The 12,216-nt window shown below is 39.5% G+C and carries 12 protein-coding genes; 9 read left to right on the forward strand and 3 right to left on the reverse strand.

Going from position 1 to position 12,216, the window contains the following annotated elements:
- The first annotated feature begins 12 nt into the window (after window positions 1–12).
- The 6 genes from cobW (at window position 13) to serS (ending at window position 5,759) form a co-directional block, all read left to right on the forward strand.
- The gene (gene cobW, locus I4641_RS05430) at window positions 13–1,062 is read left to right on the forward strand and encodes a cobalamin biosynthesis protein CobW (protein ID WP_229639456.1); all 1,050 of its coding nucleotides are present in this window, start codon (window positions 13–15) and stop codon (window positions 1,060–1,062) included.
- Between the two features lie 218 nt (window positions 1,063–1,280).
- The gene (locus tag I4641_RS05435) at window positions 1,281–1,817 is read left to right on the forward strand and encodes a COP23 domain-containing protein (RefSeq protein ID WP_229639457.1); all 537 of its coding nucleotides are present in this window, start codon (window positions 1,281–1,283) and stop codon (window positions 1,815–1,817) included.
- A 62-nt stretch (window positions 1,818–1,879) separates the two neighbouring features.
- Complete coding sequence (locus I4641_RS05440) at window positions 1,880–2,932, forward strand: S1 family peptidase (protein ID WP_229639458.1); 1,053 nt, start codon at window positions 1,880–1,882, stop codon at window positions 2,930–2,932.
- Window positions 2,933–2,950: 18 nt separating this feature from the next.
- Complete coding sequence (locus I4641_RS05445) at window positions 2,951–3,244, forward strand: hypothetical protein (protein WP_229639459.1); 294 nt, start codon at window positions 2,951–2,953, stop codon at window positions 3,242–3,244.
- Window positions 3,245–3,370: 126 nt separating this feature from the next.
- Window positions 3,371–4,408, forward strand: coding sequence for a hypothetical protein (locus I4641_RS05450; RefSeq protein ID WP_229639460.1), 1,038 nt, complete (start codon window positions 3,371–3,373; stop codon window positions 4,406–4,408).
- Window positions 4,409–4,478: 70 nt separating this feature from the next.
- Entirely contained in the window at window positions 4,479–5,759 is a 1,281-nt protein-coding gene (gene serS / locus I4641_RS05455; protein WP_229639461.1) for a serine--tRNA ligase, read from the forward strand.
- Window positions 5,760–5,785: 26 nt separating this feature from the next.
- Here the strand turns inward: serS and I4641_RS05460 are convergent, their stop codons facing one another.
- Window positions 5,786–6,706 carry a class I SAM-dependent methyltransferase gene (locus tag I4641_RS05460; RefSeq protein ID WP_229639462.1) on the reverse strand — a complete coding sequence of 307 codons (921 nt, stop codon included), beginning with the start codon at window positions 6,704–6,706 and terminating at the stop codon, window positions 5,786–5,788.
- A gap of 287 nt (window positions 6,707–6,993) precedes the next feature.
- Between I4641_RS05460 and I4641_RS05465 the strand changes: the two genes are divergently transcribed.
- The 3 genes from I4641_RS05465 to I4641_RS05475 all read left to right on the forward strand — a co-directional run bounded on the left by I4641_RS05465 (window position 6,994) and on the right by I4641_RS05475 (window position 9,758).
- Window positions 6,994–8,277 (forward strand): TldD/PmbA family protein, encoded by a 1,284-nt coding sequence (locus I4641_RS05465; protein ID WP_229639463.1) that lies wholly within the window; start codon window positions 6,994–6,996, stop codon window positions 8,275–8,277.
- Window positions 8,278–8,341: 64 nt separating this feature from the next.
- Window positions 8,342–9,223 carry an ABC transporter permease gene (locus I4641_RS05470; protein WP_229639464.1) on the forward strand — a complete coding sequence of 294 codons (882 nt, stop codon included), beginning with the start codon at window positions 8,342–8,344 and terminating at the stop codon, window positions 9,221–9,223.
- Window positions 9,224–9,422: 199 nt separating this feature from the next.
- Window positions 9,423–9,758 (forward strand): hypothetical protein, encoded by a 336-nt coding sequence (locus I4641_RS05475; protein ID WP_229639465.1) that lies wholly within the window; start codon window positions 9,423–9,425, stop codon window positions 9,756–9,758.
- A gap of 88 nt (window positions 9,759–9,846) precedes the next feature.
- Here the strand turns inward: I4641_RS05475 and I4641_RS05480 are convergent, their stop codons facing one another.
- Complete coding sequence (locus I4641_RS05480) at window positions 9,847–11,019, reverse strand: glycosyltransferase (protein WP_229639466.1); 1,173 nt, start codon at window positions 11,017–11,019, stop codon at window positions 9,847–9,849.
- Window positions 11,020–11,021: 2 nt separating this feature from the next.
- Window positions 11,022–12,212, reverse strand: a complete 1,191-nt coding sequence (locus I4641_RS05485) for a glycosyltransferase family 4 protein (RefSeq protein WP_229639467.1) — start codon at window positions 12,210–12,212, stop codon at window positions 11,022–11,024.
- Window positions 12,213–12,216 lie beyond the last annotated feature (4 nt).

Genomic DNA, 12,216 nt, shown 5'->3' on the forward strand with positions numbered 1-12,216 from the left:
AAATAATACATAATGCATAAAATACCCGTTACTGTAATTTCAGGATTTCTCGGCGCAGGGAAAACAACTTTAGTCCGCCACCTGTTGCAAAATAACCAAGGAAGAAGAATTGCTGTCTTGGTGAATGAATTTGGCGAAGTTGGTATTGATGGGGACTTATTGCGATCTTGCCAAGTTTGCGACGAATCAGAAAGTCCCGATAGCAATATCGTAGAATTAACGAACGGGTGTTTGTGCTGCACAGTGCAGGAAGAGTTTTATCCTGTAATGCAAGAGTTACTCAAGCGACGAGATAAAATTGACTGTCTCTTGATCGAAACTTCGGGATTAGCTCTGCCCAAGCCTTTAATACAAGCATTTCGTTGGCCAGCAATTCGCAATAGTGCTACGGTAGATGGAGTAGTTACAGTGGTAGACTGTTACGCCTTAGCAACGGGGAATTTGGTGGGAGATCTAGATGCTTTAGAATCTCAAAGACAAGCAGATCCCAATCTAGAACACGAAACCCCCATCGAAGAACTATTTGAAGATCAATTAGCCTGTGCGGACATGGTCTTGTTGACCAAAACCGATCTAGTCGATCGCACGCAACTCGACAAAATTAAAGCCTGGCTCAAACAAGAATTAAAGCCTGGGGTAAAAATAGTCACTGTTAGCCAAGGAGAAATCGAGCCAGATCTATTACTCGGTTTTAATGCAGCAGTAGAAGATAATCTGGAAAGCCGTCATTCTCATCACGACGACGAAGAAGAACACGAACACGACGATGATATTAACTCAATCGAGCTTATTTTAGATAGAGCTTTTGACCCCCAAGTCTTAACAGATAAGCTCAAACAACTACTACAAGAACAAGAAATTTATCGCGTCAAAGGATTTGTAGACGTGCCAAATAAATCCATGCGTTTGGTATTACAAGGAGTAGGCAATCGTTTTGATACGTTTTACGATCGCCTTTGGCAACCCGACGAATCTAGACAAACCCGTTTAGTCTTAATCGGACATAAATTAGAGCGCAATATTATAGAACAAGCAATTTTAGGAGACAAAATACTAGCTTAGTCAGTAATTAACTGATTTTCCCGCAAAATCACCAATCACTAGAAACTGCCATCCCAGATATATGTGTGAATTTACGGTAAAATTTTCACAATTTGTCAGTATAGTATAGTTTCGGCTGAATCAAATTCAGCTAAAATGAAGATGGAGTAAATATGTAGTTTATTTTATATAATTTACTTTGCTTTAAATGTAATAGCTCCTATATCTCAAGAAGTACTATGAAAATCAGATCGTTAGCAGTCATGCTTGCTGGATTAAGCGTTGTTCTTGGCAGCGCGATCGCAAATCCCGCCAAAGCACAAACCAAAAATAACAACACCTATTACTGCGCCCAATTAGATGGCAACTGGAATACTTTTGTCAACACTCCCAGAGGTCGAGTAACTCTAATTAATTGGGCAAACAAGTTTTCCGAAACCTGGACTCCTCAAAAAAGATGTTCGACTATATCCCAGCGTTTTCAAAATTTTCTCGACGATGGCAACCTAAAATTTATTCGTACGGGTGAAATCAACAAAATGCCCGTACTCTGCGTAGCTAACGCTCGTGGTGGTGCTTGTCCTGAAGATAACGTTCTCATTACTCTCAAACCAGGAACAGATCCTGAAGGGGTTTTGATCAGATTAGTCGATTTCCGTCGCAGCGTCAGCGGTCAAACTTTAACTCTAAGTGCTGATGATGCGGGCTTCTATTCTGGCGGGGAGTTTTATGTAGATATGGATAAATTTATCGAATCAGTCCCCGTAAATAACTAAGTTACCGTTAAAAAATTGAATTTTCACCATCTAAACTCGCAAACATTTATCAACACTAGTGAATGAAATGGCTACCCAGTAGAGGGTCACAAAAGCAAAATCAAGCAGGACAAACTGCTTCTGACAAAAACTTGCCCAAATCAATTCCCCTCGTCATTGGACTAACTTGTTTAATAAGTACGGGGGCGTTTTTTTCCCTGAATAGATTTGGGCTAAAAAAGATTTTTGCCCTTAATTCTTTCCAAGAGTCATCTCCAGAAATCAAAGAAATTGCTGCGGACATAAGTATCAAAGTGTTGGATAAAGAGTTTTTAGGCTCTGGTTTTATAGTGCAGCAACAAGGGAATAAATATGTTGTGATTACTAACCAGCATGTCTTAAGGGCGGGAGAAGCACCCTACAACGTCCAAACCCCCGATGGAAAAATTCACTCTGCCGAAGTTATTTCTACTTTAGTTGAGAGCGATCGCAAATATGATTTAGCAGTTTTGCAATTTTCTGCTGATGTAAATTATCCCGTGGCAAAAATCGGTAGTTCGCTTTATTTGGAAGTGGGAGAGCCTATTTATGCTGCGGGTTTTCCTTATTCGGAAGTCGGAGTCAAAAATCCTGCGGAAAGAGACAGAGAAAATTCTCAAACCAACCCCTTAACAGGACTGGCTGTTAAAACAGGTAGAATAACTATTATTTTAAATCAAGCTCTACTAGAAGGCTATCAAATAGGCTATACAAACGATGTCAAGAAGGGTATGAGTGGAGGAGCGTTGTTAAACAGTCAAGGGGAGGTTGTCGGGGTAAATGGTAAACACGCTTATCCTTTGTGGGAATCTCCAGAACTTTATCAAGATGGAACTCAACTTTGTTCGGCTTTAGAAAAATTGATTACTCGCTCTAGTTTGGCTATTCCCATTGAAAAAACTATTGAGTTGAATCCTCAATTAAAATCTCTTAGACCATCTTCCAATATAAAAACAACTCCCAAATCCAATCTTGCAGCCGAAGATTCTAAAATAATTACCACAATGCAACAAGAAGCAGAATCACTTGTTAGAGACTGCCAAGAGCGTGGAATCAATTCTCTCGATCGCGAAGGCAAAATAGAAAACGAATTTTAAGAAATTTACTGTAGGTTGATGCGAGTCAGAATAGAAGAAAATATTTTGTTGATTGCCCATGAAGATTTACCACCCTATAAAAAAGGTGGTTCGGTAGTTCGAAATAGCTATTTTTGGGCTTTAAAATCCATAGCCTGTTTTACCTCTAGAAACAAAGATTGGGAGTACGATCGAGAAGTGTGGGTTGCGCTGGCTAGAATGCTAGTCTCTTTTACCGAATCTGGATATTTAGGCGATCGCGAAACCAGCTTGGAGTTTTCCGCAGATACTCCCATTCCTTCCCAATTACGTTCTGTTTCTAGCTATTTTTAACTATTGCTACAATAGAGCAATCGAGGGAAACTTTAGATCGACATTACACCATCTTCATCTGCAAAAAATTAAACTAGAAGACATATAAGAAATTTTAGTCGATCGATTTTATAAAAGATTTATACTATGTGGTTAATAGCAACAGGAATATTTCTTGGCACGCAGATTAATTTTCTCGAACCAGTTCAGTTAGATAGTGACTTCAATCTTCCCCAGAACAAGGTTCAAAGCGATCGCCTTGAGGGTTTGACAATTACCGATAAAGAAGGAAATTATGCTCCCGATTTGATTTCTAGTTTTGCGATCGATCGGAACTTTGTTAGCTTGAGTCATGCTAATTTTTATAATTTTGACGAACAATTAAGTTCTTTCCAGCCAGGAAAAACATCTTGGAAAACCGATACTACCGTAGGTTCTCTAAAATTTGATGGTAAGTTTAACGATCGCGCCCAATTGACCGATGGAAAAGCTTTTTGGCAAACTAAAACCAAACTTGGTTCGGTAAATTTGGGTATCAACCTCAACGACGAGCTTAAACCCATCAAAAGCACTGCTGGATGGCAAACCGAGACATTTTTGGGTTCGTTCATCGTAGAAAGCAAATTTAACGAGGAAATTACCTTTTCTGGGGGAAATACCGCTTGGAAAGCTAAAACAAAACTAGGAGAGATCGCAATCCAAGGAAATTTTAACGAAAAAACAACATTCACGGGAGGAAATGCAGCCTGGAAAGCCAAAACTAAGTTAGGCTCGTTGGCATTAAAAGGTAACTTCGATCGCCACACCGTATTTACAGGAGGTGATGTCACAATATCCACCAAGACTTTGATTGGTTCTTTAGTTGCCGATGTCAAACTAGATGAAGCAACTAGATTTAGTGGAGGGAATGCTGCTTGGGATGCCAATCTCTTATTTGGTTCAAATATTGGCGTGAGTGGCAAATTCGACGAAAACACAACCTTTACTGGAGGTAGTCTCAAACTAGGTGCTAAGACTGCTCTAGGAACTTTGGGAGTCAAGGCTAACGTCGATGGCGAAACCACTTTCACTGGGGGGAGTGCTTTCTGGAAAGCTAAAACTGGATTGGGTTTAGTAGGTTTAGATGCCGATTTAGAAAAAGATGGCGAATTTGAATCTTCGATTAAATTAGAATTTCCTTTTTGACTTTAAAGATCGAAAACAGGATATCCTAACATAGAGAAAAACAAGCCAATGATTTAACAAGATAAAAGCGGTGCTAGACCTAAAACTAATTCGATCCAACCCCGAAAAAATCCAAGAATTAATCGATCGCCGTCATGGTAATTACGAAGTGCGATCGATTGTAGAATTAGATCGATCTTCAAGAGAGCTAGAAACCAACCGCAGTCAGTTAAGCGCGCGGGGTAACGAAATTGGCAAATTAATTGGCAAAAAAATTGGTAGCGGTAGCGATCCTCAGGGAGAAGAGATCGCCCAGCTAAAAACTGAAGGAAACCAGATTAAAACTCAGTTAAGCGATTTAGAACCCCAAGAGAAAGAATTAAAAACTCAAATTGAAGCTTTGCTGTTGGAATTGCCCAATTTACCCGACGAATCCGTTCCTTTGGGCAAAGGAGAAGAAGACAACGTAGAAATTAAACGTTGGGGCGATGAATATATCCCCGAAAATAAGGATATTTTGCCCCATTGGGAAATTGGTGAAAAACTAGGCATTCTCGATTTCAAAGGAGCAGTGAAAGTGGCTCAAAGTCGCTTTGTCAATCTTGTTGGTGCGGGAGCAGCTTTAGAAAGAGCTTTAATTAGCTTTATGCTTGATACTCAAATTGCTGCTGGTTATCTAGAAGTTATGCCTCCCGTCTTGGTTAATAGTGCTTCTCTGATTGGTACAAGCCAGCTACCCAAATTTGCCGAAGACAGTTTTAAATGCACTAATGACGATCTTTGGTTGACTCCCACTGCGGAAGTACCCGTTACCAACCTTTATCGAGATGAAGTGATCGAAGATAGCCAACTGCCTATTCATCACTGTGCTTACACTCCCTGTTTCCGTCGCGAAGCTGGTAGTGCGGGCAGAGATAGCAGAGGTTTGATCAGACTCCATCAATTTAATAAGGTAGAACTAGTCAAGGTAGTCACCCCCGAAACTTCCGATGCCGAACATCAAGCTTTAGTAGAAAATGCGGAAGCTATTTTACAAGCTTTAAAATTGCCCTATCGCATTCTCGAACTATGTACGGGAGACATTGGTTTTGGGGCTGCAAAATGCTATGACTTAGAAGTATGGTTGCCCTCGGCAAAAATGTATCGCGAAATTTCTAGCTGTTCTAATTTTCGAGATTTTCAGGCTCGTCGAGCCAATATTCGTTTTAAGCAAGCAGGAAAAAAAGGTACGCAGTACGTCCATACCCTCAATGGTTCGGGGTTGGCTATTGGTAGAACTATGGCAGCAGTTTTAGAAAATTACCAACAGCCAGACGGTACTGTTAAAGTTCCTGATGTTTTACAGCCTTATTTAAAGAGGGATGTTTTATAGCTATACAAAGTTAGATTTAGATAGGGTTATAGTTTTTGAGCGATTATCGCTCTATGTCGGGGGCTATTGATCGTAATACTAGGAGTTGTAAAACGCTCTTTAGTAAATACCTGTTCCATATCTAGAGCAAAATACTGATCCAAATAGGGTTCGGTGCTTTTTAGCAAGGTAAGAATATAGGGAGGCATTTTGAGAAATATTTCTGACTGGGGATTCATGTCCATAATCCCTAGATATCCCCCTGGGCGTAACAAGCGATGCGCCTCTTTAATAATTGCCTCCGCAGCATCAGTAGGCAATTCGTGAAACATCAAACAAGCAGAAACGAAATCAAAACTAGCATCGGGTAAGCCTGTGGTTTCCGCAGCAGCATGAACCCATCTAACATTTTGATTATTCTGTTGCCCGCGATATTTTGCCACTGCCAGAAAGTAAGGAGAAAGATCGACTCCTGTAACTTGAGCTTGGGGGTAAATATTTTGCAATTCAAAAGTACTCATTCCCGCCCCACAACCCAAATCGAGAATATTATGGGGTGCGATCGCAATGTTTTCTAGAATTGCTTGACTATAGCTTTGGCGTAGCATCGGATCGCCACTGACATCGCCACTCGACCAAATTTGAGCGTGAACGGCACGAGAAGCAGATTCCACTTCCCAAGCAGCTTTCCAGCTTAAATTACCTTCATCATAAGCATGAAATGAAGTGGTGTAATATGCAGGATATTCTAGATCGGGGTTTTCGACTGCGGTTAAATCTTCTGACCAATCGCGATCGCTTAATTGCCGAACATTTTCTCGCCAGGGTACGCCAATTGATTCGGCTCGTTTAATCATCATGTTACGGGCGCGATTTTTGGCAAAGTTGGCTAAAGGTGCGATCGCCAGAACACCATTGACGAGACGAGAAGCTATTCCTATTTTGGTTTGGGATGTAGTGACAGTCATTAAAAAGGAATTGGTATTGAGTTGTTAAATGCTCAATTATTTTAAGATATAATCCCGGTCTTTTCTTTTTTCCTGAGGTAATAAATTACTATTTTGTCCAAAGTCCAATAGTAGTAACAGCAGACTGATACTCTCCGAACATCTCATCATGGAGAGTGATCGCAAAATTAGTTTTATCCATACCAACTTCAGCGAGAACAATATTAGAATTGGAGCTAGTAAATTTCGGCAGATTGCCAAATTCAGAACTACTATCTAAGTTAGCGATCTCAAATTATCTAAATTTAATGAGTAATGAATTAGAATCACTTCTAGAATTGTCATCTCGTCAAGGAGCGAGTCATGCAGAAGTTTATCAGGTAACATCCCAGTCTCAGCCAGTATTCTTTGAGGGAAACCGCCTCAAGCAGCTAGAAAGCTCTCAATCAATCGGCACGGCTTTAAGATTGTGGCAAGATAATCGTCCTGGTTTGGCAGTAGCCTATGGCAAAATAGATCCCGAATTATTGGTAAAAAAAGCGATCGCTCTGGCTAAACTTAACGATCCTGAAATTATTGAATTAGCACCACCTAGAACAGCCATTCATAATTTAGAAGGTGCTACAGCTTCTGTACCCGAATTGATTCAGTTAGGCGATCAAGCAATTACTCAATTACGGAAAGAATGTCCCGAACTTATTTGTTCGGCAGAATTGGAATCGGAACGAGAAACCACTATTTTAATTAATTCTCAGGGATTATCCTGTCAGTATAGTGAGTCTGCATTGAGTTATTATCTCGGTGCAGAATTGGTTAGAGGAGAAGATTTTTTAGGTATTTATGACGGGGAATATACCAAAGATAAACTAGATCTAAATTCAATTGTAGAACAGATTATTCAGCGTCTAAATTGGGCAAAGCAAAATGTTAATCCACCCCAAGGCAAAGTCCCCGTATTGTTAACAGCTAATGCTGCAACTTTACTCTGGAGTACGGTTTCTTCTGCTTTAAATGGCAAGAGAGTCAAGGAAAAGTCTTCTCCCTGGAGCGATCGACTGCAACAGCTTGTTATTTCCGAACAAATTAGTTTATCCCAGCAGCCCGATAAACTACCTTATGACTGTCCTTTTGATGATGAAGGAATGGTCACTGAAGAATTAAATCTAATCAACAAAGGAGTTTTAAATCAATTTTATTGCGATCGCACTATTGCTAGGGAGTTAAATATTCAATCGACAGGAAATGGTTTTCGTCCTGGTTTGGACACTTATCCCAGTCCTTCTTTAGTCAATTTGATTGTTAATTCTGGCAATGCTAGTTTTGCCGAATTGATCGCTCAGTTAAATAATGGAATTATTGTTGATCAACTATTGGGTGGCGGTGCAGATATTAGTGGAGACTTTTCTGTCAATGTCGACCTGGGTTATCGAGTAGAAAATGGCAAAATAACTGGTCGGATTAAAGATACTGCGATCGCAGGTAATGTTTATCAAATCTTAAAACAAGAACTTGTTTTAGGCAATGATTCCATTTGGAATGGTTCTTGTTTTACTCCTTCAATTATGGTTGATGGTATTTCAGTTGTGGGCTAAACTGCCAAACATCTAATTATTATAGTTCCCAACCTCCTACTGATAGATACGCCTTATCTCTAATATGACTATTAGCATTCCTTTTCCCCGTCGATTTCGTCTTACCCTGTCTCAAAGCTTGACTATTATTGGTCTAATAATTACTCTAACCTTTATTGCGATCGCTTTATTCGCCTCTGGGTTACAAGATATTGGTTGGCTGCAAGATCCCTTAGAAGCCCTAGCTAACCCCATACACGAAGCACCAGGGGCAAAACATTGGTTCGGCACAACTCGACAGGGATATGATGTATTTTCTCGCACTCTCTACGGCACTCAAGCAGCATTAAAAGTAGTAGTCTTGGCAACTACCATCAGTTTAATCCTTGGTGTTCCCTTAGGTTTAGTCAGCGGTTATTTGGGAGGTAAAATAGATAAGGTTCTCATATTTTTTATGGACACTATCTATACTTTGCCTGGGCTGTTATTATCAGTAACTTTAGCATTTGTGGTGGGAAAGGGAGTATTAAACGCAGCTTTGGCTTTGAGTATTGCTTATGTCCCTCAGTATTATCGTATCGTTCGCAATCATACCACTAGCGTTAAAACCGAATTATTTATCGAAGCAGCACAAGCAATGGGCGCGCCCACTAGTAGAATATTATCCCGCTACTTATTCTTCAATGTAATTCAAAGCGTCCCTGTCTTATTTACCCTCAATGCTGCCGATGCAATTCTCATTCTTGGTGGTTTGGGTTTTCTTGGTTTGGGGCTACCTCCAGAAGTACCAGAATGGGGTCACGATCTGCGACTTGCTTTAGATGCTTTGCCTACAGGAATTTGGTGGTCGGCTACTTTTCCTGGTTTAGCTATGACTTTGATGGTGACGGGTTTGTCTTTGGTAGGAGAAGGATTAGGGGACCTGTTAAATCCTGGTACGCGGAATTTGCGATCGCGCAATACGTAACGAAGCGTGGATATCATTACCTGCAAAAGAACGTAATGATTATCTAATTATCATTCCGCACTTCAGTTTGTAGTTGGTTAACAGTAACGAGAAGCGTCAATTCTTGACTGTGTTTTTACGATTGCCCTTTATACTGCCTAACAGAGTGCAGCTATGTTTTGTGCTTACGAACTGAAATTAAGATTAAGAGGATATAAATATGGGTTTTCTAGGAAAACTATTTGGTAAAAAAGAAGAAGATAAAGCAGCAGCAGCGGGTAATGTATCTGTTGCGGCAGCAGCCAAAGATAATGATATTGCTCCTGAAAAAGTGGGTCTAGACGGTCAATTCGACGAAAGTGGCTTGGCAAAGCGCGTTGCTAAAGCACTAGACGATGCCAATATTTCTGATAGCGTCGGACTTTGGGTAGCTCAAACTGGTAGCACCGTAGTTTTAAAATACAATCCCGATGCAGAAGGAGTTTTAGCCCAAGCAGAAAAAGTTGCCCAAGGTGTGGATGGTGCAACTGACGTTCAAACTGTACCTAATAGCTAATTAACTATTTCACCATTTAGCGATCGCATAACTTTCGCCTAATTTAATTACAATGGAGACTGTGATGTATTTTATCTAGTCTTCTTTTTTATTTTGTTGAAATAATTTGAGGAGTTGAAATATCTTGATAAACTCTAATTAATTTTTCAGCCACAATATCCCAAGTATAGTTTTGCAATATAAACGCGCGCGCGCGATCGCCCATACCTCTTGCTTGTTGAGGATGGTTTAAGCAATCAGTGAGTGCGGTGGCGATCTCCTTATCGTTAACTTCCACGACTTTAGCTGCTTGAGCTGTATTTGCTTCGGGGAAATTGCATTCCGTAGTAATAACGCAGGGTAAGCCCGATGCCATTGCTTCTAATACCGACATACTAAATCCTTCAGAATAGGAAGAAGCGACGTATAAACTGGCTGCTGATAAGACAGATTTTTTAATTTCACCTGTTAGCATTCCTGTAAAAGTAACTGCTTCTAGACATTTTTCTTGGCTAAAAAAATCTTTGACTTTTGGTAAGTAGTTAATATTATCTGGACCCGCAACAACTAAATGAGTATTAGGAAATTGATGGTGTATTTTACCAAAAGCTGCTGCTAATAAATCTAAACCTTTTTTCGGATCGATACGACCGAGAAAGAGAATTAAAGTTTTATGTTTTGTTGGAGGATATTGCTGATAAAAAATATTAGGGTCGGTTTTTTCCCTAAAGTCTTCGCGATGAATACCATTGGGTAAAATTGCTGTAGTCGATCTAATTCCCAAAGATTTAATATTATTGGATTCAGAATTGACTAAAGTATGAATGGCACTTGCTTTTTGTAATGCAGGTTTTTCCCATAAATTATAATAAATGCGCTTTTTTCTAGCTTTATAAGATAAAGCCCAAGGCTCTAACATTCCATGAGGAGTAATAATATATGGAATTTTAGCTAGTTGACAAATACTATGGGCGATCGAAATTAAAGGAGAAAATAAGGTATGAGTGTGAACTAAATCATAGTTAGATACGTTATTAAACAGCCAGCCAACTAAACTAAGACTAATAATTAGATCGTCTTGATGCCAACAATTAAAATAGCGAATCCGATAATTATTTTTTGATATCCATTGATTTAAAATACACTCTTTATAATTAGCATTGGTAGTGACTAAATCTATCTCGATATTAAATTTAGCTAAAGTATGAACTAACTCCAAAACCATCTTAGAAGTACCGCCATAAACCGAGCTAATATAAGGTGAGATCGCTAAAATTTTCATTTTTAATTACTATTTTTAACTAGTAAAGTAGAGTCAATAGCTGCAAAAATCCCCCTGGCAAATACTGAAGGATGATATTTTTTAACTATTGTTTGACTGGCAATTCCCAAGCGATCGCGGGAAGCTGACTCTAAGCGATGAATTTTTAATAAAGCATTAGCCATATCCTGCTTATCTTCTGGGTTAAATAAATAGCCATTTTTCCCTTCTACTACTAATTCACGAGTAGCACCTACTGTATTACTGCTCAAAATTGGTAATCCCGCAGCACAGGCTTCGTTAACAACTAATCCCCACTGTTCTTGAATTGCAGGATGAACAAAAGCAGAAGCTAGACCATACCAATCGGGAGTGCGATCGTAGGTAATAAAACCAGGAAAGTGAACCCGATTTTCTAGCTTATAGTTATTGACAATTGTTTGGATATTGTCTAACTCTTGTCCGCTACCACAGACAACTAAATCCCAACTATCTTCTGAATTTATTTCGCGATCGTACAAAGCATAAGCTTCTATTAATCTGGCAATATTTTTACGTTCGATCAATCTATTAGCTGTAAAAAAATAAGATTTATGAGGAATATTAGGTTCTCTTTTTCTAGTACTAATAATGTCTTGTCTGGCTCGGCTAGCACCAGTAGAGAAATATTCATTATCAACCACATCGTAGCCCAAGAAAATCTTTTCCTCGGCAAAACCTAATTTGACTAAATAATCTTTATGTTGTTGACTACCCACTAAACCCGCATCGTATTTTTTAATATATAACTGCGATTTTAATAACTCTTTCCACCATTGTCGGGGTTCATCATCTTGTTTGCTCTCGCTCATTAGTATTGTCGGTACTCGATGTTTTTGGCACCAACTAAGAGCAGCACGAGAGACAGGAAAACCCCAACCAGGAATAGCAACAATATCGGGGTCGATATCTGTCAAGCATTCAGTAATTAAAGACGCAGCGACTTGCGAAAAAGGACTGCGATCTATAGTATTGGGTGTCGCTGCAATGGGTAATAAAGTCTTAACTTCAAACGACAACAAATCATCCATTTTTCCCCAGGGACGATCTGTCGTATTGTCGGTAACTTCTATTGCTGTAAAATCCCAACCTTTTTGTTGACAGACAAGATAAGTTTCTCTCAGACGTGCAGCATGATAACCGCCAATATTATAGAAAACAATAACTAAGTGCATAGTA

This window comes from Waterburya agarophytonicola KI4, assembly GCF_020640915.1.
Classification (GTDB): domain Bacteria; phylum Cyanobacteriota; class Cyanobacteriia; order Cyanobacteriales; family Xenococcaceae; genus Waterburya; species Waterburya agarophytonicola.

What these genes read in the sequence shown, in the direction of transcription:
- cobW (WP_229639456.1), top strand. Translation starts at nt 13, where the DNA reads ATGCATAAAATACCCGTTACTGTAATTTCAGGATTTCTCGGCGCAGGG.
- I4641_RS05435 (WP_229639457.1), top strand. Translation starts at nt 1,281, where the DNA reads ATGAAAATCAGATCGTTAGCAGTCATGCTTGCTGGATTAAGCGTTGTT.
- I4641_RS05440 (WP_229639458.1), top strand. Translation starts at nt 1,880, where the DNA reads ATGAAATGGCTACCCAGTAGAGGGTCACAAAAGCAAAATCAAGCAGGA.
- I4641_RS05445 (WP_229639459.1), top strand. Translation starts at nt 2,951, where the DNA reads ATGCGAGTCAGAATAGAAGAAAATATTTTGTTGATTGCCCATGAAGAT.
- I4641_RS05450 (WP_229639460.1), top strand. Translation starts at nt 3,371, where the DNA reads ATGTGGTTAATAGCAACAGGAATATTTCTTGGCACGCAGATTAATTTT.
- I4641_RS05460 (WP_229639462.1), bottom strand. Translation starts at nt 6,706, where the DNA reads ATGACTGTCACTACATCCCAAACCAAAATAGGAATAGCTTCTCGTCTC.
- I4641_RS05465 (WP_229639463.1), top strand. Translation starts at nt 6,994, where the DNA reads ATGAGTAATGAATTAGAATCACTTCTAGAATTGTCATCTCGTCAAGGA.
- I4641_RS05470 (WP_229639464.1), top strand. Translation starts at nt 8,342, where the DNA reads ATGACTATTAGCATTCCTTTTCCCCGTCGATTTCGTCTTACCCTGTCT.
- I4641_RS05475 (WP_229639465.1), top strand. Translation starts at nt 9,423, where the DNA reads ATGGGTTTTCTAGGAAAACTATTTGGTAAAAAAGAAGAAGATAAAGCA.
- I4641_RS05480 (WP_229639466.1), bottom strand. Translation starts at nt 11,019, where the DNA reads ATGAAAATTTTAGCGATCTCACCTTATATTAGCTCGGTTTATGGCGGT.
- I4641_RS05485 (WP_229639467.1), bottom strand. Translation starts at nt 12,212, where the DNA reads ATGCACTTAGTTATTGTTTTCTATAATATTGGCGGTTATCATGCTGCA.